This is a genomic window from Rheinheimera fenheensis (genome assembly GCF_039871805.1).
Taxonomy (GTDB): Bacteria; Pseudomonadota; Gammaproteobacteria; order Enterobacterales; family Alteromonadaceae; genus Alishewanella; species Alishewanella fenheensis.
This window is the reverse complement of sequence record NZ_JBDPJM010000011.1, coordinates 41,018-63,175: the sequence shown is the minus strand read 5'-3', so window position 1 is coordinate 63,175 and position 22,158 is coordinate 41,018. Positions and strand designations below refer to the sequence as shown.

The 22,158-nt window shown below is 49.3% G+C and carries 15 protein-coding genes; 8 read left to right on the top strand and 7 right to left on the bottom strand.

Annotated elements, in window-relative coordinates; translation table 11 throughout:
* Nucleotides 1-14: 14 nt before the first annotated feature.
* Nucleotides 15-641 (bottom strand): uracil phosphoribosyltransferase, encoded by a 627-nt coding sequence (gene upp / locus ABGI61_RS14195; protein WP_347602188.1) that lies wholly within the window; start codon nt 639-641, stop codon nt 15-17.
* A gap of 116 nt (nt 642-757) precedes the next feature.
* Here upp and ABGI61_RS14190 point away from each other — a divergent pair, with 116 nt between their 5' ends.
* Nucleotides 758-2,977, top strand: coding sequence for a S9 family peptidase (locus tag ABGI61_RS14190; RefSeq protein ID WP_347602186.1), 2,220 nt, complete (start codon nt 758-760; stop codon nt 2,975-2,977).
* Between the two features lie 67 nt (nt 2,978-3,044).
* On the opposite strand, the gene ABGI61_RS14185 is transcribed toward ABGI61_RS14190, so the two are convergent.
* Nucleotides 3,045-4,301, bottom strand: coding sequence for a cyclic di-GMP phosphodiesterase (locus tag ABGI61_RS14185; protein ID WP_347602184.1), 1,257 nt, complete (start codon nt 4,299-4,301; stop codon nt 3,045-3,047).
* Nucleotides 4,302-4,421: 120 nt separating this feature from the next.
* Complete coding sequence (locus ABGI61_RS14180) at nt 4,422-7,025, bottom strand: TonB-dependent receptor (RefSeq protein WP_347602182.1); 2,604 nt, start codon at nt 7,023-7,025, stop codon at nt 4,422-4,424.
* 463 nt (nt 7,026-7,488) lie between these two features.
* Between ABGI61_RS14180 and psrA the strand changes: the two genes are divergently transcribed.
* The 5 genes from psrA to ABGI61_RS14155 all read left to right on the top strand — a co-directional run bounded on the left by psrA (nt 7,489) and on the right by ABGI61_RS14155 (nt 13,690).
* Nucleotides 7,489-8,187, top strand: coding sequence for a TetR family transcriptional repressor PsrA (gene psrA, locus ABGI61_RS14175; protein WP_347602180.1), 699 nt, complete (start codon nt 7,489-7,491; stop codon nt 8,185-8,187).
* A 1-nt stretch (nt 8,188) separates the two neighbouring features.
* On the top strand, nt 8,189-10,501 hold the full coding sequence (locus ABGI61_RS14170; protein WP_347602178.1) for an acyl-CoA dehydrogenase: 2,313 nt from the start codon (nt 8,189-8,191) through the stop codon (nt 10,499-10,501).
* Nucleotides 10,502-10,576: 75 nt separating this feature from the next.
* Complete coding sequence (locus ABGI61_RS14165; RefSeq protein ID WP_347602176.1) at nt 10,577-11,080, top strand: GNAT family N-acetyltransferase; 504 nt, start codon at nt 10,577-10,579, stop codon at nt 11,078-11,080.
* Nucleotides 11,081-11,182: 102 nt separating this feature from the next.
* Entirely contained in the window at nt 11,183-12,046 is an 864-nt protein-coding gene (locus ABGI61_RS14160) for a PEP-CTERM/exosortase system-associated acyltransferase (protein WP_347602174.1), read from the top strand.
* Between the two features lie 3 nt (nt 12,047-12,049).
* Complete coding sequence (locus ABGI61_RS14155; protein ID WP_347602172.1) at nt 12,050-13,690, top strand: FAD-binding oxidoreductase; 1,641 nt, start codon at nt 12,050-12,052, stop codon at nt 13,688-13,690.
* Between the two features lie 82 nt (nt 13,691-13,772).
* Here the strand turns inward: ABGI61_RS14155 and ABGI61_RS14150 are convergent, their stop codons facing one another.
* The 4 genes from ABGI61_RS14150 to ABGI61_RS14135 all read right to left on the bottom strand — a co-directional run bounded on the left by ABGI61_RS14150 (nt 13,773) and on the right by ABGI61_RS14135 (nt 19,172).
* On the bottom strand, nt 13,773-14,654 hold the full coding sequence (locus ABGI61_RS14150) for a PEP-CTERM sorting domain-containing protein (RefSeq protein WP_347602170.1): 882 nt from the start codon (nt 14,652-14,654) through the stop codon (nt 13,773-13,775).
* Nucleotides 14,655-14,850: 196 nt separating this feature from the next.
* Entirely contained in the window at nt 14,851-17,613 is a 2,763-nt protein-coding gene (gene prsT, locus ABGI61_RS14145; RefSeq protein ID WP_347602168.1) for an XrtA/PEP-CTERM system TPR-repeat protein PrsT, read from the bottom strand.
* 29 nt (nt 17,614-17,642) lie between these two features.
* Nucleotides 17,643-18,887, bottom strand: coding sequence for a UDP-N-acetyl-D-mannosamine dehydrogenase (gene wecC / locus ABGI61_RS14140; protein WP_347602166.1), 1,245 nt, complete (start codon nt 18,885-18,887; stop codon nt 17,643-17,645).
* A gap of 42 nt (nt 18,888-18,929) precedes the next feature.
* Nucleotides 18,930-19,172, bottom strand: coding sequence for an acyl carrier protein (locus ABGI61_RS14135; protein WP_347602164.1), 243 nt, complete (start codon nt 19,170-19,172; stop codon nt 18,930-18,932).
* A gap of 156 nt (nt 19,173-19,328) precedes the next feature.
* Here ABGI61_RS14135 and ABGI61_RS14130 point away from each other — a divergent pair, with 156 nt between their 5' ends.
* Both ABGI61_RS14130 and ABGI61_RS14125 read left to right on the top strand, forming a co-directional pair.
* Nucleotides 19,329-20,921 (top strand): acyl-CoA ligase (AMP-forming), exosortase A system-associated, encoded by a 1,593-nt coding sequence (locus ABGI61_RS14130; RefSeq protein WP_347602319.1) that lies wholly within the window; start codon nt 19,329-19,331, stop codon nt 20,919-20,921.
* Nucleotides 20,918-22,156 (top strand): pyridoxal-dependent decarboxylase, exosortase A system-associated, encoded by a 1,239-nt coding sequence (locus ABGI61_RS14125; RefSeq protein WP_347602162.1) that lies wholly within the window; start codon nt 20,918-20,920, stop codon nt 22,154-22,156. Before ABGI61_RS14130 ends, ABGI61_RS14125 begins: the two co-directional genes overlap by 4 nt.
* The last annotated feature ends 2 nt before the right edge of the window (nt 22,157-22,158 follow it).

Below are 22,158 nucleotides of genomic sequence, written 5' to 3'. Positions count from 1 at the left end.
TTACCAAATACAGCTTACTTAGTACCAAAAAGCTTATCGCCGGCATCACCCAAACCCGGCAGAATATATCCGTGTTCATTCAGGCAGCGGTCAACGGCGGCAGTGTATAGCTCAACATCAGGGTGAGCTAGTTGCAGCGCCGCAATGCCCTCGGGCGCGGCTACCAGTACTAAGGCTTTGATCCGCGTTGCACCGTGCTGTTTTAGCAAGTTTATGGTGGCAATCAGTGAGCCGCCGGTTGCCAGCATGGGGTCGACCACTAATGCTAATCGCTGCTCCAGATCCGCTGCCAGCTTGTGAAAATAGGGCACTGGCTTAAGGGTCTGCTCGTCGCGGTAAATACCTACTACACTGATGCGGGCGCTGGGCAGCAGCTCCAGCACGCCATCAAGCATACCAAGACCCGCGCGCAGTATTGGCACTATGGTCACTTTTTTGCCCTGAATTTGTTCAACGTCTACCGGGCCGCTCCAGCTTTCGATCGTTGTCTGCTCGGTAAGCAGATCACGGGTTGCCTCATAGGTGAGTAAACTGCCAAGCTCAGACGCCAACTGGCGAAATTGCTTGGTGCTGATATCCGCCGCGCGTAATAAACCAATTTTATGTTTCACCAGTGGGTGGTTAACTTCGGTCAGTGTCATAAGCAAATCCTCTGTTTAGCGCAGCTAAGCATACCGCAATCGGCTTTTACTTGCAGTTTTGTGCGAAGCATTATACAAACAGCCGGGGTAAGTAGCGCTAAGTTGCAGGAGCAATAATGCTAATTAAATTATCAGGTTTTGTGATGGCAGTAAGTTTATTGTTGGTAGGAGGAAGCATGGCAAATGCGAAACATTTGGAGCTGGAGCGTTTATTTGCTGATCCGGCGCTGAGTGGCACCACGCCACGCGCGTTAACAATGGCACCGGATGGTAGCCGCGTCACGTATTTAAAAGGTAAGCCAGAAGATGCCAACCGGTTAGACTTATGGCAATACCACATTAAAGACGGCAAGCACAGTTTATTGGTGAACGCCGACAGCCTGATCAGTGGCGTAGAAGTCTTATCAGATGAAGAAAAAGCCCGCCGCGAGCGTCTGCGCTTATTTGCTTCGGGTATTATCAGTTACAGTTGGTCGAAAAACAGTGATGCCTTGTTGTTTCCGCTAAACGGGGATTTGTATTACTACGAGCTGGCGGGAAAAAAGGCAAAAAAACTGACCCATACCAGCGAGTTTGAGACCGACGCTACCATTTCACCAAACGGGCGCTATATCGCTTTTATCCGCGCGCAAAACCTGTTTGTGCTGGAAATTGCCAGCGGTAAGGAAACGCAGCTCACCTTTGATGGCAGTGGCGAAATTAAAAACGGTATGGCCGAGTTTGTCGCTCAGGAAGAAATGGGCCGCATGACAGGTTACTGGTGGGCACCGGATGACAGCAAAATTGCCTTTACCCGTACCGATGAAAGTGGCGTTGCCGAGGTGGTGCGCAACGAGATTTATGCTGATGAGATTAAGCTGTTTAACCAGCGCTATCCCTACACTGGCACGGCCAATGCAAAAATTCAGCTGGGTGTGGTCAGCCTGGCCGATGCTAAGGTGCAATGGATCCCGCTGGGTGATAACGAGGATATTTACCTGCCCCGCGTGCAGTGGAGCAAAAATTCGCAGTATTTAAGCTATCAGTGGCAAAGCCGTAACCAGCAAAAACTGGAGCTTAGACTGGTTGATCTGCCAGCTAACCAACAACGAGTGTTACTGACAGAAACCAGCAACACCTGGTTAAACTTGCATGACGATCTGCATTTTTTAAACAACGAGCAGGGCTTTATCTGGGCGTCTGAGCGTAGCGGCTATAAGCACCTGTACTACTATGATTTTAGCGGCAAGCTGTTGCGTCAGCTGACCGCTGGTGCCTGGGTGGTTGATGAGCTTGAAGCGGTGAATGAGGCCAAAGGCCAGGTGTTTTTTACCGGTCGTAAAGACACACCGCTGGAGCGGCATTTGTATCAGGTCAGTTTAAAAGATGGCCAAGTGCAGCGCTTAACTGAGCCCGGCTTTGATCATGCATTGGTCGTGGCAAAAGATGGCAGTAGCTTTATTGATAGCTTTTCCAACGTCAGTACACCCAACAAGGTGGCGCTGCGGGCCATCGATGGCAAGTTACTGACCTGGCTTGAACAAAATGCACTTAATGACCAGCATCCGTTAGCACCTTATCACAGCGCGCTTAACACACCGCGTTTTGGCACTTTAACCGCTGAAGACGGCCAAACGTTGCATTACCGTATATTTGAACCTGCAGTAATAGAGGCGGGCAAAAAATACCCGGTGATTGTCAGTGTATATGGCGGCCCGCATGCGCAGCGGGTCACCAATAGCTTTAGTCCGCGTGATTTGTACCTGCATTACCTAGTGCAGCAAGGCTATCTGGTGTTTCAGCTTGATAACCGTGGCTCATACAATCGCGGTAAAGCTTTTGAAGATCCGATTTATAAAAAGCTCGGTGAAGTAGAGCTGCAGGACCAAATCCGCGGTGTAGAGTATCTGCGAAGCCTGCCTTATGTCGCAGCCGATAAAATTGCTATTTACGGCCACAGTTACGGTGGCTACATGGCGATTATGGCCATGTTTAAAGCAGCAGACTATTTTGCCGCCGGCGTGTCCGGTGCACCGGTAACTGACTGGGCCTTGTATGATACTCACTACACCGAGCGTTATCTGGGCCACCCGGCTGATAATGCGCAGGGATATACCGACAGTGCAGTATTTCCCTATATTGACGGTCTAAAAGGCAACTTGCTGATTTATCATGGCATGGCTGATGACAATGTATTGTTTACCCACAGCACTAAGCTATACAAACAGCTGCAAGACAAGGGCTTGCTGTTTGACATGCTCAACTACCCGGGCAGCAAACATTCCATGTTTGGCCAGCCGGTACAAACGCACTTGCATAAAAGCATTACGCAGTTTTTTGACCGGCATTTAAAGTAACCTCACGATATACAAAGGCCGGCAAATATTGCCGGCCTTTGTATTGTTAGCTTTATCAATTTAGCGCTTAAGGTTTGCCTTGCAAATGATAACTCACCTGGGCTCTGGGGTTTAAATACTCTGCTACTTGTTGTGGTAACGACTGAATTTTTAATACCTTTATTATGCTCAGCGTATCTTGTTCTAAGGTCAGCACCGGTGCCTCTAATCTTGGCACGTCGGCATCGTACACCATCACATTGGGGCAGAGCAGGTTATCGCTGTTTACCGACATCACTATGCCAATACGCTGGTCAGATAATTGCACGATGGTGCCGGGGGGGTAAACGCCCATCATTTTAATCATCACCCGCATTTCCAGCTCGGGTAACTTACCTTTCATACTGCGGTACATATAGGATAACGCATGGTGCGGCGAGCGCGCTTTGCTGATATCCAGCGGGTGACACAGGTTATCAAAACAATTGACCACACAAACAATACGGGCCAGTTTATCTATTTGAGCCTCTTTTAACCCTTTCGGGTAGCCAGTGCCGTCAACTAACTCGTGATGTTGTTCAATAATGGGCCAGGCCTGCAGTGGGAAGGTGTCGGTCAGGCCAACCAACTCAACACCGTATTTGGTATGCAGCTTCAGCAGGTTTTGCTCCGGCGCAGTAATTGCTGTGGTTTTGCGTAATATCTGAGACGGGATTTTCAGCTTACCGATATCGTGAAACAGCGCGCCCATGCCTACGGCTTTAATGTCATTCGCGCTTAGTTTCAGGTTTTTTGCTAACATCATTGATAAGGTAGCAACGTTAAGCGCATGATAATACAGCCCTTCCTGCTCTTTATTGGCCGCTGAAATTAAGTGCAAAATTAATGAATCTGCACCTAACAGTACATCGGCCATGGCGCCAATTAAGCTGTTGGCGTCCGCAATGGCATTCAGTGGCCGCCCCTGAATTTTGCTCATCAGGGCTCTTACCTGGATCAGTGATTGGGCAAAGGCTTTCTCCGTTTTTTGAATGTCGCGCCGGTTAGCTTTAGCTTGTTCGATGCGCAGCATTTTTTCCTGCTGCATTTTAAGCTGGGCTTCACTGGCTGCCATATTAAAGCTGGCTTGCTCCTCCTCGCTCAGATCGTCCGGCTGCGGCATTTTTTTACTTTTATCCGGATAAAAAAGTACGTAATCCAACTGCAATGAACGGATGATCTGCAGTTGTTGCGGGTTTTCAATCAGAATTTCGCCGGATAGAAACGGGTGTTTCATCCAGCTGCCGGGTAACTTAACGGCATAGCCGAGCTTGAGTTCATCAGGTTTAAGTTTTAAGACAGACAAGCGGTGCTCCGCGCCAGACAGTTTAACAACATCTCTTAGTGTAAAGCCCTAACGGTACAATACCAGTGATATAAAACAAAAAAAGGCCAGATAGCTCTGGCCCTTGCTGTTTATCTCAGATTAGAAGCGCACGGTGTAACGCACAGTCCACAAGCGGCCGATCCAGTCGTGTACCGAACTGGCATAACCATTCGTGGGCGAAGACGCGTAAGGTGGCTTTTTGTCAGTCAGATTACGCACGCTTAACAGCAGCGACTGGTTATCAGTCAGATCGTATCCCAGACTGCCGCTAAACACTGTCCAGGCATCTACGGTTTCGTTGCCGCCAAATTTAAAATCGCCATCGCCCAGCTCACTGATGTAGTGCGCTGATAAACTGGCTGTCCAATTCGTCAGCTGCCAATCTACACCTGCATCAGCAACAAAGTCAGGCCGGGCGATTTCATTAGCACCACTTAAGCGGCCGAGTAAATCTTCTGCTGGAGAGTCTGCATTAATTTGCCGCTCGTAACTGAAGGTTTTGGTACCAGCAGCAAACAGTTTAAAGGTACCGAATTGGTCAGTTTCCAGACGATAGTTTACTTTAACATCAACACCATCAGTTTTCTGACTGCCCACGTTAAAGAAGCCGGTGCGTAAAAACACCAAATCGCCGCCACCGTCTAACACACAACCAAACTCACCGTTCAGTGCCGCTATGCTGTCTGTTAGTGGCGCACTGCCCGCGATACAGGCTTTTAATGTTGTGTTGGCATCCACATCAACAATATCGGTATGTTCGTAGCGCCAGTAATCGGCGGTTAACTGCAGATTTTCTGTCAGGTTCCAGGAGAAGCCAAGGTTAATGGCTTCTGAGTTTTCTGCATCAAGGCCGCGATTACCAATGGTTTCCTGATCAAGCTCCAGTTCACCAAAAGAGGCGCCGAACTCGCCACACAGCGCATCAAAAGGTTGATCTGCACCACAATTGATGTAGGCAGTGCCTAAAGATTCACCCGCGCCAAGCTGAGACAGCGAAGGGGCTCTAAAGCCGGTGCTCCAGGAGGCTCGCATAATCAAATCATCGGTAGCGCGATAACGCAGTGACAATTTGGGGTTAACATCGCCGCCAAAATCGCTGTAGTGGTCGTAGCGCAGGGCGGCAATTAAATCCAGACTGTCCGCCAGTGGCACATTAAATTCCGCATAAGCGGCATATTGTGTGCGATCGGCTGCCGCATCGCTGGCACCCAGTGCAAAGACACCACCTTCTTTGGCAATTTGTGCCGGCCGATCAAAAATATCTTCGCTTCTGAACTCACCACCAAACACGGCACTGATATTACCGGCTGAAAGTTCCAGCGGTAAGTCGCCGGCGAAGTTAAAGTCCACCGATAATACTTCAGACTCACCCACACGAGGTGCTAGTTCACGCACGGCAGCGCGCTCTGCTTCACTGTTGTCACGGCCCAGGTTAAAAGGGTCAAAACTACCGTTGGCAATGCCTGCAAGTACTTTGTCTCTACCCATGTAGCCTTGCACATGGGTAATTTCATTTTCGGTCTTACCATAAGTAGCCGCGGTCTCCCATGACCAATCGGCGATTTCACCGCGCAGACCGGCTAATACCCGGTAGCTGGTTGTGTCGTAGTCTTGAATACGGGTTTCCGGGAAGCGCGAGCGCACGCGAATGTCGTTTACTTCACCGTCTAAGGCATCGATGTCGCGTGCCCATTGCGGGATCAGAGCCGAGTCGCCGGCAACGTCAACATCAAATGCCGCTGCGGAGTCATAAGCAGAGCCGGTATTGTTCTGGTACATGGCTTCGGCAAAGAACTCGCTGCCGTTACTCAAACGGTAATTGTGGTGCAGGGTAGCACCAATGGCTTTGGTATCCGGCTGAATAGCGCGCTCTATTACATAATCGTAACGACAGCGGGTGCCACCGTTACTGACATCATCGCCACACCAGGGCTCGGCATAGTCGGCGCCATCGATAGTGACGCGGGTACTGGATTTCAGCGTCACTTCAATCGGTCTGTCACTGTTAAACAAGGCCTCGCGGTCAAAGTAGTCAATCACGACAGTGGTATTGCTGTTCGCGGTGCTAAAACCACCAACATAGGTCAAGTTGGTGCGGCCAAAGTCACTGCTCTTGGTATCATCGCCATAAGACGCGGAAAACTCATGGCCTTCGACGTCTTTACGCAGAATAAAGTTGATAACGCCGGCAATGGCATCAGAGCCATAAACTGATGATGCGCCATCGGTCAGTACTTCTATCCGCTCCAGTGCCGACATCGGAATTGAGTTAACGTTAACAAAAGAATCAAAACCGTTGGTAAACGAATCTACTGCCACACGTCGGCCATTTACCAGTACCAGGGTAGAACTGCTGCCCAGACCGCGTAGGCTGACACCAGACGAGCCAGCGGGTGCGCCATCGGCACCACCCACACCGCCATTTTCGGTAAAGGTGCCGGCGCTGGATGCTTGCGGTAGGTCACGCAGGAAGGACCCTACGCTGTCATAACCGCGGTTTGCCATGTCCTCCCGGCTGAAAATTTGTACCGGGTTGGCACCTTCCATATCCACGCCTTTTAAGCGTGAACCGGTTACCTGAATTTTTTCAATTTTTTCCTGTTCTGCTTCAGCTGATTCGGCGGCTTGCACGGCATAACCGGACGTTGCCATCAGCATGGCCATACTAAGGGTAGATAGCTTCATTTTTGCTTTAATGTACATACACATTCCTCTGGATAATAAACGCCGCCTTTAAAGGCGATCTGATTAAAAAGCAGTAAAAATGCGTCTTAGCAGAGGGATCTCCAACACCATGCTGAGCCAGTAATATGGCCAGCATCAAGCGTTAGAAAGGGATTGTCAGCTTACCCTCTGCCAGACGCAGAGGGAGAACTAATTATTGAACCACTCGGATAAGTAGTAGGGCGAGACGTAGTAGCCGTAATGGTTAACTGCACATTTTTGCATAATTACGCCTCCTGTCTCTGAAGAAATGGGGAACACTGATAGCGCTTAAACTCGCGGATCCGTCTCGTGCTGTCAAGTGGTTTTTAACAATTGACGAAAATGTCCCCAAATTGCCGTGAATTTGACTGTTGAGGTTGGACCAGTGGCGCATTTGTCGCTTGACAGTTTAGATATTCAAACGTACATTTCAAACATCTGTTTAAATATTGGTTGGCTTATGTCGAACAAACTCAGTACGCAACATAAAATACTGGATGCTGCGCAAAGCCTGTTTGCCGAAACCGGCTTTAATGGCACGTCGCTTAGGCAAATCACCAGCCAGGCTGAGGTGAATCTGGCGTCAGTAAACTACCATTTTGGCTCAAAAAAAGAGCTGATACAGGCGGTGTTACAACGTTATCTGGTGGTGCTAATGCCAAGACTTGATCAAGAGTTCACCCGCCTATTGGCATCACAACAACCTAACAGCTTAAACCAGGTGCTGTCGGTGTTTGTGCGTCCCCTGCTGGAACTGAACAAAGTACATCAGCACGGTACACGAATATTTTTGCAGTTATTAGGCCGCGGTTACACCGATGTGCAGGGGCATTTACGCTGGTTTTTTAACCATCATTATGGCCGTGTACTCGACAAGCTGGTATTGCTGGTACAACAGGCGTGTCCGGATTTGCCTGCCAGTGAGCTGTTTTGGCGCCTGCATTTTTCATTGGGTACTGCGGTGTTTACCATGGCATCCAGTGAGGCGTTAGCTGAAATTGCAGAAGCTGATTTTAACGAAAAGGTGGATATTGAAGGCGTGATCCTGCGTCTGTTGCCCTATCTGGCCGCAGCCATTGCAGCACCGATACCGCAAGTTACACAACTTAGTCAAACTACAAGTCAAACCGCGCCGCTAATGGCGAGTGAAGGAAGGTAATATGTTAGCTCTGTTAATATTGGTCGTTGCCCTGGCTGTGGTGTTTGGCGTTGCCGACATCCGCCGTAATTTGATAACCAAACCGGTATTTACCGTCTTTAAGAAAATCTTACCGCCGCTATCTGACACCGAGCGTGAGGCGATGGAAGCGGGCGATGTCTGGTGGGATGGCGACCTGTTCAAAGGAAAACCTGACTGGCAAAAGTTGCACAGTTTCCCCAAAGCAGAGTTAAACGCTGATGAACAGGCGTTTATGGATAATCAGGTTGAAACGCTGTTAAAAATGCTTGATGACTACAAAATCGTTCAGGAGCAGCGCGATCTGCCGGAAGAGGTGTGGGCGTACCTTAAGCGTGAAGGCTTTTTCGCCATGATTATCCCTAAAGCTTACGGTGGCCGCGAGTTTTCTGCGATTGCTAACTCAACTATCGTATCGCGTATTGCCACGCGCAGCCTGACTGCCGCAGTAACGGTGATGGTGCCAAATTCTCTGGGCCCCGGCGAGCTACTGATGCACTACGGTACACAAGAGCAAAAAGACCGCTGGTTACCGTCGTTGGCTAATGGCACTGACGTACCTTGTTTTGCCTTGACAGGCCCTGAAGCAGGCTCTGATGCCGGTGGAATTCCTGATACCGGCGTGGTGTGTAAAGGTGAGTATGACGGTAAAGAAGTGGTGGGTATCCGTTTAAATTGGGATAAACGTTACATCACATTAGCGCCGGTGGCGACTGTGTTAGGTCTGGCATTTAAACTGTATGACCCCGAGAAACTGCTGGGTGACAAAGAAGAGCTGGGTATTACCTGTGCGCTTATCCCAACCAGTCATAAGGGCGTGCAGATTGGCGATCGTCACTTTCCGATGAACATGGCGTTTATGAATGGCACGACTTACGGCAAAGACGTGTTTATTCCGCTGGATTGGATTATTGGCGGCCCGGAATATGCCGGTCGTGGCTGGCGTATGCTGGTAGAGTGTTTATCCGCCGGTCGCGGCATCAGCTTGCCGGCACTGGCCACCGCAACCGGCCATTTAGCCGCCCGTATGACAGGTGCTTATGGTTATGTGCGCCAACAGTTTGGTATGTCTATTGGTAAGTTTGAGGGTGTGCAGGAGTCGCTGGCCCGTATTGGTGGCTTAACCTATAGCCTGGAGGCGATGCGCGTGATGACAGCTGGCGCGATCGACATGAAATTAAGCCCCAGCGTGGTCACCGCTATAGCCAAATACCATATGACGGAGATGTCACGCACCTTGTTAAACGATGCTTTTGATATTCACGCCGGCCGCGCTATTCAGGTGGGCCCGAAGAATTATCTGGCACACGGTTATATGGGCATGCCTATTTCTATTACGGTAGAAGGCGCCAATATTTTAACCCGCAATCTGATGATATTCGGTCAGGGTGCTACCCGTTGTCACCCCTATGTGTTGGCGGAGTTAGAAGCTGCCGCAAACCCGGATGCAGAGCAGGGCTTAAAGCAGTTTGACGGCCTGCTGCTAAAACACATTGGTTTTGCTATCGGCAATACCTTCGGTGCCCTATGGCAGGGTTTAACCGCGGGCGCCTTTAACGGTGCGCCGGTATCGGGCGAAACGGCCAGCTACTACAAGCAGTTAAGCCGTATGAGCCGTGCCTTAGCTTTAAGTGCCGATTTTTCTATGCTGATGTTAGGCGGCGAACTAAAACGGCGTGAAATGCTGTCTGCCCGCTTAGGTGATGTATTAAGCCAGCTGTATATTGCCTCTGCCGTACTGAAGTTCTATGAAGACAATGGCCGTCAGCAGTGCGATCTGCCGTTTGTGCACTACAGTGTGCAGCGCTCGCTGTTTGAAATTGGCCGTGCCTTTGATGGCTTCTTCGCTAACTTCCCAAGCCGGGTGGTGGCACGTGTGTTGAAGACGTTGGTATTCCCATTTGGTATAGGTTACAAAATGCCGGATGATGCTACCGCAATTCAGATCTGCGAAGCTTTATCCAAGCCTGGTGTTGTGCGCGATCGTTTAACCCATCTGTGTTATATAGGCGCGGATGAAAACGACCCTACCGGTCTGATGGAAACGGCTTTTGTGACTATGCATGAAGCTCAGCCGCTGCTTAAGAAGATTTACCAGGCGCAGCGCGAGGGCAAAGTCGCCCGTAAGCAACCAATGGACAAAACCATTACTCAGGCGCTGGAAGCGGGTGTAGTAAGCGAGGCGGAGGCACAGCAGTTACACCGCATGAACACATTGCGCTTTAGTGCGATTAGCGTTGACAGCTTTAAGCCGGGTGCGCTTGAAGCACTGGCACCCAAAGCCAATGCCGCCTGAGGTGCTTGTAACTTAGTAAGCTGAATGATAAAAACGCCGGTACTGACACCGGCGTTTTTTATATGAGGATTAACCATGAGCGCTGATATTCGCTTACGTTTAGCAACACCAGAGGATGTTCCCACTATACTGGCCTTTATAACTGGCCTGGCCGAATATGAAAAACTGGCCGATCAGGTGGTCGCCACCGAGCAGAAGTTACAGGACACGCTGTTTGGTGATAAACCTTATGCCGAAGTGGTCATTGCTGACTATCGCCAGCAGCCGGCTGGCTTTGCACTGTTTTTTCATAACTACTCAACCTTTCTCGCCAAACCCGGTATTTATCTGGAAGACTTATTCGTGCTGCCACAGTTTCGCGGTCATGGCTTAGGTAAAACCTTGTTAAGTTATCTGGCGAAACTGGCCGTAGAGCGTGATTGTGGCCGACTGGAATGGTCGGTGCTTGACTGGAATCAAAGTGCTATCGATTTTTATCAGTCTCAGGGAGCGGTGCTGCTGCACGATTGGCGTATTAACAGGGTGACTGGGGATAGTCTTAAGCAATTGGCAGCGAGGCATGACAGCGTAGCTGGCTAAGCAGCAAAAATAAGCATGGTCTTATCTGGCAACTAATTTACCAGCGTCTAAGCTATGTAAAGCCATACACAGTTGATGGTCTGAAGGAACAGAGGGCTTTCCATGAAACGATTAAAAGCGCTTGCTGATAAACCCATTATTGGTGGGGTAGTGAAAAAAGCGATGGCGTCTTTAGCCAGTAATGATGCCAAAACAATTTCTGAGCATTTTTCGCAATATCTGCAACCACAACTGGCAGATACAGAGCAGTTACGGCATGAAGTGTATAAGTTACGACACAATGTGTATTGTGAAGAGCTGCACTTTGAGGACGTAAAAGAAACACATGAAGAATGTGATGACTTTGATGCCAGAGCCATACATTGCTTTGTCCGCCATTTAAGTTCGGGGGCGATGGCCGGCACTGTCAGGCTTATCACGTCGGCGGTTGACGCTGAGTTATTGCCAATCGAGCAGTATTGCTCGCATGCCCTGACCGACGAACAGTTACATCCGCGAGACTTTGGCCGACATGAAATTTGTGAGATTTCAAGGCTCGCCGTGCCTGCTGCCTTTAGAAAACGCGAAGTGGATAAATTTGCTGGTGCCGCCACCGGTGCAATAAACGAAAAACAGTATTCCGAGACTGAACTGCGCTGCTTTCCCTATATCGCCGTCTGCCTGTACTTATCAGCTGCGGCCATGTCATTAAAAACCAAGCGCTTTCATGTGTTCGTGATGATGGAGCCGCGTTTGGCCCGCAGTTTATCCTTTGTCGGTATTATGTTTAAGCAACTGGGCGATACCATCGAGTTTCATGGCAAGAGAGCGCCTTATTATGTTGACTCACGAGAGCTGCGCCGGACATTAAGCCCGGGCTATCTGAAACTGCTTCAGGCAATAGAAAAATCGTTGTTTGATAGTAAGACACCAAACGCTACTACGTCAGTAAAGATGCCGGCTGGTAATGGGATATTGGTTAATTAACCTATGAAAAATGCTGTTTTGCAACAGCTTGCAGCTGTACTCAGCCCCAACAGCAAAGTGCTGACGGATGAGGTAGCGCTGGCAGCGTATCGCAGTAACTGCGAAGGCTTTAGCAACGCTATTGATAGCGTTATTAAAATTGGTGTTATTGAGGATATTCAGCGCGTGCTGCACTTAGCTGCCACTGCTGCAACCGAAGGCGCTTCAGTGTTAAAGGTTCACCCCATCAGTACCGGGCAGAACTGGGGCTATGGCTCTGCTGCACCTAACGCGCAAGATGCTATTTTGCTCGACTTATCTGCGCTTACGCAAATCACCATAACGAGTGCTGAGCTTGGCATAGTGACAGTGCAGCCCGGTGTTACACAGCAAATGCTCTATGACGAGCTGCAAAGACGTCAGCTTGATTTTATGGTGCCTGTCACTGGCGCTGGTCCTAGTTGTAGTATCCTGGCTAATGCGTTAGAGCGAGGCTATGGCATTACGCCATTTACAGACCACTTCGCCGCCGTGAATAGCATTAAAGGTTATCTGGCCGATGGCAGTTTTTATCAGTCGCCGATTTCTGAATTAGATAGCTCCGGTGATGATTTTATCGATAAGACCTACAAATACGGTATTGGGCCTTATCTTGATGGGCTCTTTAGTCAATCAGGTTTTTCCATCGTTACCGAGATAACGCTAAGGCTAAAACGCAGGCCAGAAGCTTTTGACTCTTTTTATATTCAGTTTGCTAATGACACTGACTTTGAACTGGCACAGCAGATCGCCTTTAGCATTTTACAGCACTTGGACGGCGTTGTTGGCTCGGTAAACTTAATGGATCAGCGCCGGTTATTATCGATGATGGCGCCAAATCCTAATGGTAAAGCCAAGCATGTCGCGATGTCGTCACAGCAAGTTGCGCAATTAGCCAAACAATACGACACACCCGGCTGGATGCTAGTGGGTACCCTTTATGGCCAGCAGTCGGTCGTTAAGGCCGCGCGCAAAGAGGTGCGCCGTTTTGTGGCGGGCCGCGCTAAACGCTTGCTGTTTTCTGGCGGCGCACTGTTACGTGTCGCACGCACTGTGTTGAATATCTTGCCGGAAAATCAGCTTGCCGGGGTTAGGGCGATGTTAGCGTCGCTCGATTTAGGTATAGAGATTATGCAAGGCAAACCCAATCAGGTGGCATTGCCATTAGCTTATTGGCGTAATCCGACGGCATCAAAGGACACCGCATTGCATCCTGCCCGTGATGGCTGTGGTTTGCTCTGGTATGCCCCTCTTATCCCGATGAGAGCCGACAGCATGCGGCAGTTTATCAGCATGGTGCGTGAGGTGTGCCCTCGTTATGGTATTGAGCCGATGATAACCTTCACCAGCTTAAAATATGACACAGTAGACAGCACGGTACCTATAGTATTTAACCGCCAGGATGAGGAGGCAATCCGTTTGGCACAGCAGTGCTTACAAGAGTTAGTGTCCCGCGGGCTTAAATCTGGCTGGGTGCCATATCGGTTAAATTTACAACAGCAACGAGAGTTACTTGATGCCAACTCGCCATACTGGCAAACCGTACACAAGTTAAAACAGGCGATAGATCCGCATAATATTATTAGTCCGGGTCGCTATGACCCCGGTTACTTTTCAATAAAGTAGCCTGGCGGCAGCTTTGTACATCGCTGGCTTAATTGCAGTAAAAAAAGCCCTGATTAACAGGGCCTTTTTCTGGTGTTACTTATTAAGCGGCTTTTTTACGCATTACGCCAAGGCCCACTAAACCCGCACCGAACAGGAATAAAATACCTGGTTCAGGGATTGAGTCACCACGTAATTGACCATTACCGTTGGTAGAGAATTGTGCTGTAGGGTCCAACTGTCCAGAAGCATTGGTAAATGATGCGTTACCAGAGTACAGGAAGTCAGCTGTTGCGCCACCTGGTGCCGTAAACAGATCAGTATCAAAATTACCAAAGGCCGCACCACCAATTACGCTTAAAAACGCTTCGGCAGAACCGGTAAAAATACCACCTTCAAGGAAGTTTAACGTTGTAGACTCGCCCAAATCATTGGTGAAAGTCTCTGCAATTGCTGATAGCCACAGGTTGCCTGTTGCTGCTTCACCTGGGTTGGTAAGATTCGGATTGCCAACGAATGGCGCTGTATCATCCAGGTAGAAGTTAACCCAACCACCAGTGAACAACGGACGTGGCTGTGGGTTTAATGACGCAGATAAACCTGTTACTTCGAAGCCACCAAAGGTGTACGTTAAGCGGCATGGGTAATTAGTACAAAAATCAACTTCACCTGTACCATTGATAACGTCAATAAAACCATAACCAACCAGGACATCGCCTACACCCGCTGCACCTACAGCGATAGCATCAGCAGGGTTTGGCACAACGCCAATATTACCAACGCCAACACCCGCGGTGGGTGAGCCGGCACCAACATACCATTGGGCAAACTTAGTTTGTGCAGTGAAGTCATCCAGAGGTGGGAATGCCTGACTAAAGTCCGGATCCCAGGTTACGCCGCCAACGGAAACGTTGCCAGCGATAGCGGGGGCTGCAGAACAGCTTAATGCAATCCCTGCCAGTAGTGCTTTGTAAATGTTTCTCATTTTCTGCTCCCTACGAGTTAATCGGGTTAGGTAATCATTACCTTGCCTTAAGTAAGCAGGATATGTGCCATGGTGAGGTTTTGTTTTTATATTATTGATTTTATTGAATATTTATTATTTTTGATTAATTTTTGCGCCGATAAAAAAGGCCATGTGTAAAGTAATTTGACATGGCCTTTTGATGGGTGAGAAAGGGCTAATTAAGCTGTTGTTGTAGCTCAGACACTGTGTTTTGTAATACGGCATCCTCGGTACGAACTTTCGCGAGTATCTCTTTGGCTGCAGTATTATTGCCGGACGCAATTAACGATTTTACGTAGTTAATTTGTACTTCTGCGTTATCTGGCCGTAATGTCAGAGACTGTTTAAATTGCGTATTGGCTTTGTCATATTGTTTTAAGGCAAAAAGCACCTTGCCATAGGTGTCAAGGACATCCGGATGCTTGTTGTTAAGGCTTACTGCCAGCTCGGCGTGTTGCAGGGCGGTTTGCACCTTTCCTGCCTGCAACAGTGCCCAGGCATAGTTATTCTGTGCAACAAAGTTTTCAGCGTGTTGGCTGATAATATCGGCATAAACATCACTGGCTTTTGCGGCATCCTCTTCAAGCAGTAAGTTAGCGTAATAAAACTTCAGCCCGGTATGGATGTCGCCGTGCTTAGCGAAATGTTGCTCAATAAAATTAACTGCTTTGCGATATGATACATCTTTTGCGTAGGCTTCTGCTAATGCAATAGCCGTGATGGGGTCAGGCACCTTAGCATAGGATTGAGTCAGGCTGTTAATGCCCGGTGTAATTTGCCCGTTGAGTAACTGAACCCTGCCGTAATGAAACAACACTTCTGCACTTTCTTGCATTTCTTTGGGCATTTTTTCATAAGCAGCAATAGCTGTCGGGTAACTGCCTTGCTCAATTGCGACGGCCATTTTTACTTTGAGCATGGCCGGTTGATTAGGGTTCAATGCTAAAGCTTCATCAATCACCTTAGCGGCTTGCGGGTATTGCTTGTGATAGGCCAGCATATTGGCGTACATCAGCCCGGCTAACTGATTCTTCGGAAACTGTTTGTACCATCGCTCAGAGAGGGTTAATGCTTCAGCACGGTTACTGGTTTGAATATACGCATTGGTTAACAATGTATACAGGTTTTGCGTTAACTCTTGATGTTGTTTGGCAATGGGCTCAAGTAACGTGATAACTTTATCGAACGTTTGTTGCCGCTGATACATCGCTGCCAATAATAAACGGATTTCGTTGTTGTCGGGATGTTCCCGTTGTGCTTTTTCGACAACGGCTAAGCCTTGCTCTGGCTTGCCCTGCCGATTTTGCGACTCCTGATACGTAACCAATGCCGGTAAAAAATCGGGCTTTTGCGCGAGGGTGGCTAACAAGAGTTCATCAGCACGCTCCAGCTGGCCAAGCATTCGAGCTTGGGCAGAGCGCATAAACAGTGTTTGTGTATTGCCTGGCTCTGCCAAGTCTGCAGCATCAAGCATTTTCCCTGCATTATCCGCATCATTTTTCAGTAAATACGCGATGGCCTTAAGGTTATACCCTGCAGCTTTGGTCTGCTCATCAGCCAGCCACTCGTCAGCCAATTGCAATACTTTATCAAACTGCTTTTGTCTGATGTAACTGCTGGCCAGTACCATGCGTGTGTGGTGCTGTTTCGGGTCTAGTTGTAACGCATTTTCCAAATCTCTAAGGCCTGCCTCTTCCTGTCCGGCAATGCCTAACCTTACGTTCCCCATTAAACGCAGCGCTTCGGCATCGTTATCACCAACGGCATTCTGGTAGCGGCTAAGCATGTCGACAGCGGCAGATTGATCGCCATCCCGGAGCAGCTGAAACGCGGTACTTGCGACCAGCTTCAAATCATCAGCTGTCAGCGTGCCTTGCGCCAAACTGGATGCGGCCTCGGAGGTTTCTCCTGCTTTAAGCTGCAGAGCAACGTATAGCTTGTTTACCTCTGGAATGGCTGGCAGCTGTTTCTTTACGCTGGAAAAATGGTTAAGTGCTTGTGCTTCGAGGCCAAGTTGGTAACTAATAAGACCGGCAAGTACACGACTTTGAAAAGTGGTTTGCCCGGCTTGCAGCGCTTTATCAATAGACTCTTTTGCTGCCTGATAATTTTGCTGCTGATATTCAACAACGGATTTAAGATAATTTGTCAGCCCATGCTCAGGCACGGCTTTGAGTACCTGAACCAAATGCGTATCGGCATCGTCAAAGGCACCTTTTTGCACCAGTATTTGCGCAGTCAGTAACTTCACCTTCAGCGCAGTGGGCATGTAGTCCAGGTAACTCGTTAGCTTCTCTAACGCTTTATCAGGTTGTTGTAATAGCAGGTCCAGGTGCGCATTCATCAACAACGCCTGGTAATACACCGGGCTATCTTTTGCGATTTGCACCAATCGGGATTGCGCATTGTCATAATGTTTAGCGTTAACAGACAGCGCCGCTTCAGCAAAGAGTTTGAGGTCGGCTTGGTCGGTCAATAGCAATGTATCGAAAATAGGAATGGCGGCACTGATACCGCTTAGCTCTGTTTCCGCCAGCGCCTGATATAGTTTGACATAATTTTGGGTTGCATCACTTAATACCACCTCATCGCCTAAACCGGCCAGTACCGCCTGGTAGTCTTCAGAGAGATAAAGTGCCTGCATCAGTGGTAGTGCTATGGGTTCGGCTTCTGCACCTAAACTTATTGCCCGCGATAATTCTTTGCTGGCAGACACCGGATCAGACGTTTGTAGATATAGTAAACCCAGGGTTTGGCGATATTGCGCCTGTTCAGGCATCTGTTGAATGGCAGATTTGAGCTCGATAACCGCAGCGTTAAACTTATTTTGTGCAATGTAAGTTTGCGCATCCTGATAATGCTCAGCGGCGTCTTTACCACCGCAACCGCTAAGCAAGGCCAGCATAACGGCGCTGGCCAGTATGGTTGTTTTTTTCATCGTACACTCCCTGTAACAAGTAAACCTAATTAACCAAAAATCCCCCTGGTGTCGATAACCACTTTAGTGGCCACATCGACAGGGTGTAGTGTTTTAAACTGTTTATGGTCGACCAGCACGACCAGCACGTTAGCCCGCTCCAGCGCCTGGGGCAGGGTAGTCAGCCTGGCGTTATGCTCGGCGTATTTTTTCGGCAGCTGCTTAATATTGGGCTCAACTAATAAAATATCGCCCACATTGTCATGCAGTAATGACATCGCAATATCCAGCGCCGGGCTTTCACGTAAGTCGTCAATATCGGCTTTAAAGGCCAGGCCAAGGCAAGCAATCACCGGTTTTTTAAACTGATCAGCGGCTTGTTTAATCTTATTGATGACATAGTGTGGCTTACTGTCGTTGATTTCGCGAGCTTTGCGGATAATCTGTGCTTGCTCTGGCGCTGAGTCAACAATAAACCAGGGATCTACCGCGATACAGTGTCCGCCTACACCGGGGCCGGGTGATAAAATATTTACCCTTGGGTGGCGGTTTGCCAGTTTAATAAGCTCCCAGACGTTTATTTTTAAATGGTCGCAAATCATCGACAATTCGTTGGCAAAAGCAATATTTACATCGCGAAAAGAGTTTTCCGTCAGTTTCGCCATCTCGGCGGTACGGGCGTTGGTCAGCAGACATTCACCGCGGACAAACAAGTTATACAAGGACACCGCTTTTTGCGCGCAGCGCTCCGTGATACCGCCAATAATACGATCATTACTGACTAGCTCCTGCAACACCCGGCCAGGCAGCACGCGCTCCGGGCAATGGGCAATATACACATCGGCTTTGTCAGGGTCCTGATGTGGCATGACAAGGTCGGGCCGCAGCTCACCAAGCCAGGCGGAAATTTTATCAGTGGTGCCAACCGGTGACGTCGATTCCAACACAATCAGGTTACCCTTGGCGATGACTGGCGCAATATTTTCCAGCGCAGCGCGGATATAACTTAAATCTGGGCTTTTATTATCGGTAAAAGGCGTTGGTACCGCTATCATAAAGGCTTCAGCCGGCTCGGGGGTCAGTGAGGCTTTTAACTTACCCGTGGTTACTGCCGCCTGTACCAGCATGTCCAGGTCTGGCTCCACAATATGGATCTTACCCTGATTGATGGTGTTAACAGCATGCTCTGACACGTCTACGCCCAGTACCTCAACGCCGCGCGATGCAATAACAGCGGCAGTAGGTAAACCGATATAACCAAGGCCAATTACAGAAACACGGGAAAAGCTATGCATAGCACGTCCTTAAAACACTAAAAGTTGAGCTTAACAACGCTGTTAAGCTGCCTGTTTTTGTTCGACAAATTGACGTAACTGACCGAAACTTTCAAACACTTCGGCAGAAATTTCGTCGTCGTTAATTTCAATACCCAGTTGGTCTTCCAATTGAGTGATCACCGCTATCACCGCCATTGAATCAAACTCAGCAATAGCGCCCAATAAGGGTGTGTTGTCAGTAAAATCTTTATCTATTTGTAATACGTTACGCAGAATATCGGCGAGGAGGTGGTGCTGTGACATCAGGCTTTCCTTAAAACAGTTGTCCAATGTTGCGTCCCTGTATGCTAAACCTTTGGTAACTTGTGCAACAGAACGCAAAATTCCAGTCGGTTTTTTTGCAAAACTGTTTTATTATTGCACACAAAGGGATTAAAAGTGAAAGGTCTGAAGGACGCCATGACCAAAAATATCCACCATCTCATCACCCAATCGGCTGCGCGTTATCCAAGCCGACCTGCCTTATACTTTAAGCAGCAGGTGTTAACATACGCTGAATTAGCCCAAGCCATAACTGCCACCGCCGCGCTGTTTCAGCAGTGCGATGTGCAGCGCTTTGACCGGGTAGCCGTTTACCTGCCAAAACAATTCGAGACGGTTTATAGCCTGTTTGGTGCCTCTGAAGCGGGTGCCGTAGCGGTACCGGTTAATCCGGGGTTAAAAGCAGCGCAAGTTGCGCATATTCTACAAGACTGTAATGTGCGTTTGCTGGTCACCAGTAAAGAGCGCCTGGCTGCACTGGAAGCCGAATTACACCTGTGTAGTGATTTGCACACCGTGCTACTGACCGACGCAGAGCCGGGCGAGGTGATAAGCCTGGCGCATATTCAGGTAAAGCCACTGCGGTTAACACGCGATACGCCGGTTAAGCCTTATGCTCACAGTACCGACGCCGATATGGCTGCCATTCTTTACACCTCTGGCAGTACCGGCAAACCCAAAGGGGTGGTGTTGTCGCACCGTAATATGCTGGTAGGGGCACAAAGCGTCGCCAGCTATCTTAACAATACCCAGGATGATGTGCTGCTGGCACTGTTGCCACTGAGTTTTGACTATGGCTTAAGCCAGTTAACGACCGCCTTTCTTAGTGGTGCGGCGGTGGTACTGTTAGATTTTTTCCTGGTGCAGGACGTCGTGCGCACCGTACAGCAACATAAAGTGACCGGTATCGCTGCGGTGCCACCGCTTTGGGCGCAGTTGGCTAAGGCCAATTGGGCGCCCGGCAGCAGTGATACGGTGCGCTACCTGACTAATTCTGGCGGCGCTATGCCTCTGCCTTTGCTGGCGCAGCTGCGGCAGATCTTCAGCCAGGCGCAACCTTATTTAATGTATGGCCTAACGGAGGCCTTCCGCTCGACTTATTTGCCACCGTCTGAATTGGATAACCGGCCAGGTTCGATGGGTAAAGCCATCCCCAACGCCGAGATTGTCGTGGTGCGCGAAGATGGCAGCCTGTGCGGCCCGAATGAACCCGGTGAGTTAGTGCACAGGGGGCCCTTGGTCAGCCTGGGTTACTGGAATGCGCCGGAGAAAACCGCTGAGCGTTTTAAACCCGATCCGGTTGCACCCAAGGGCATACAGCTACCGCAACTGGCGGTATGGTCTGGCGATACCGTGCGCTGTGATGAAGAGGGCTACTTATATTTTATCGGCCGGCGTGACGAGATGATTAAAAGCTCTGGTTACCGCATTAGCCCTACCGAGGTAGAAGAGGCGGTGTATCAGCTAAGCCCGCTATTGCAGGATGTCGCCGCTATAGGTGTACCGCATGCCGAGCTGGGGCAGGCCATTTTGGTGCTTTTTGCCTGTAAAGAGGGCGAGCAGCCAGACACCGAAAGCTGGGTGAATCAGCTTAAACGCAGCTTACCAAATTTTATGCAGCCCAAGGCGTTAATTGCCAAACCGGCACTGCCGAAAAATGCCAATGGCAAAATTGACCGCAAGCTGTTAGCAGAGCAATACCAGAATTTTTTTGACGGGGCAGTAGGATGAGCCAAAGCAGTGCACCAGCACATGAGCAGATGTCACAGTTTAACCAGCATAGCAACGAATTGCTGATTGGCGGCTACAGATTAAACGAGCTGAGTACGCTACTGGCGAAAGACGTATTTTATGCCTACGACCGGACCGTTATTGACCAACAGGTGGCACGTTTTCGTGGTGCAGTGCCAGCTAGAATAAAACTGCATTATGCCATTAAAGCTAACCCCTATTGGCCGGTGGTGCAGCATTTAAAGCCTTTAGTAGACGGCTTTGATGTCGCCTCACAAAAAGAAATGCTGCTGGCGCTACAAGCCGGTATGGCAGCAAGGGATATTAGTTTTGCCGGGCCGGGTAAAACCGATACGGAGCTTAGCGCGGCTATCTGTGCCGGTGTGACATTAAATGTCGAATCTGAAGGCGAGCTGCGGCGTTTGTGTGCATTGGGGCAACAGCTTAAGCGTACGCCACAGGTTGCACTTAGGGTTAACCCGGCCTTTGAACTCAAAGCCTCCGGCATGAAAATGGCCGGCGGTGCTAAGCCTTTTGGTATCGATGAAGAGCAGGTACTGCTGTTATTAGCAAAAATAGCCGATATGCCGGTTAACTTGCGCGGTTTTCATATTTTTTGTGGCTCGCAAAATTTAAAACCCGAGGCGCTGATAGAAGCCCATCAGCTTACCTTTGCACTGGCAGCCAAACTGGTCGCGGCCAGCCCGTATAAGCCTGATTTAATTAACCTGGGCGGTGGTTTTGGTATTCCGTATTTCGCTGGCGAAAAACGACTTGATTTAACTGACGTATCAGCCTCGTTACAGCAATTGCTACAGCAATACGATGACGCCTTGCGAGATATTGAGCTGGTGATCGAGTTGGGCCGCTTTCTGGTGGCGGAAGCGGGCGTTTACGCCTGCAAAGTGGTGGATAAAAAAGTCTCGCGTGGCACCACTTATTTAGTCTGTAACGGCGGCTTGCATCATCATTTGGCTAACTCGGGTAATTTTGGTCAGGTGATCCGCAAAAATTACCCGGTGGCTATCGGTAATAAGCTCAGCAGCGATACCACAGAGCTGGTGACTATCGTCGGGCCTTTATGCACGCCGCTGGATATTCTGGCCGACCGGGTTGAACTGCCCAAGGCAGAAGTAGGGGACTGGGTAGTGGTGTATCAGTCCGGCGCTTATGGCCCCACCGCCAGTCCGCAGGATTTTCTGGGCCATCCGGCGGTGGTGGAAATTTTAGTGTAATG

What these genes read in the sequence shown, in the direction of transcription:
- upp (WP_347602188.1), bottom strand. Translation starts at nt 641, where the DNA reads ATGACACTGACCGAAGTTAACCACCCACTGGTGAAACATAAAATTGGT.
- ABGI61_RS14190 (WP_347602186.1), top strand. Translation starts at nt 758, where the DNA reads ATGCTAATTAAATTATCAGGTTTTGTGATGGCAGTAAGTTTATTGTTG.
- ABGI61_RS14180 (WP_347602182.1), bottom strand. Translation starts at nt 7,025, where the DNA reads ATGTACATTAAAGCAAAAATGAAGCTATCTACCCTTAGTATGGCCATG.
- psrA (WP_347602180.1), top strand. Translation starts at nt 7,489, where the DNA reads ATGTCGAACAAACTCAGTACGCAACATAAAATACTGGATGCTGCGCAA.
- ABGI61_RS14170 (WP_347602178.1), top strand. Translation starts at nt 8,189, where the DNA reads ATGTTAGCTCTGTTAATATTGGTCGTTGCCCTGGCTGTGGTGTTTGGC.
- ABGI61_RS14165 (WP_347602176.1), top strand. Translation starts at nt 10,577, where the DNA reads ATGAGCGCTGATATTCGCTTACGTTTAGCAACACCAGAGGATGTTCCC.
- ABGI61_RS14160 (WP_347602174.1), top strand. Translation starts at nt 11,183, where the DNA reads ATGAAACGATTAAAAGCGCTTGCTGATAAACCCATTATTGGTGGGGTA.
- ABGI61_RS14155 (WP_347602172.1), top strand. Translation starts at nt 12,050, where the DNA reads ATGAAAAATGCTGTTTTGCAACAGCTTGCAGCTGTACTCAGCCCCAAC.
- ABGI61_RS14150 (WP_347602170.1), bottom strand. Translation starts at nt 14,654, where the DNA reads ATGAGAAACATTTACAAAGCACTACTGGCAGGGATTGCATTAAGCTGT.
- prsT (WP_347602168.1), bottom strand. Translation starts at nt 17,613, where the DNA reads ATGAAAAAAACAACCATACTGGCCAGCGCCGTTATGCTGGCCTTGCTT.
- wecC (WP_347602166.1), bottom strand. Translation starts at nt 18,887, where the DNA reads ATGCATAGCTTTTCCCGTGTTTCTGTAATTGGCCTTGGTTATATCGGT.
- ABGI61_RS14135 (WP_347602164.1), bottom strand. Translation starts at nt 19,172, where the DNA reads ATGTCACAGCACCACCTCCTCGCCGATATTCTGCGTAACGTATTACAA.
- ABGI61_RS14130 (WP_347602319.1), top strand. Translation starts at nt 19,329, where the DNA reads ATGACCAAAAATATCCACCATCTCATCACCCAATCGGCTGCGCGTTAT.
- ABGI61_RS14125 (WP_347602162.1), top strand. Translation starts at nt 20,918, where the DNA reads ATGAGCCAAAGCAGTGCACCAGCACATGAGCAGATGTCACAGTTTAAC.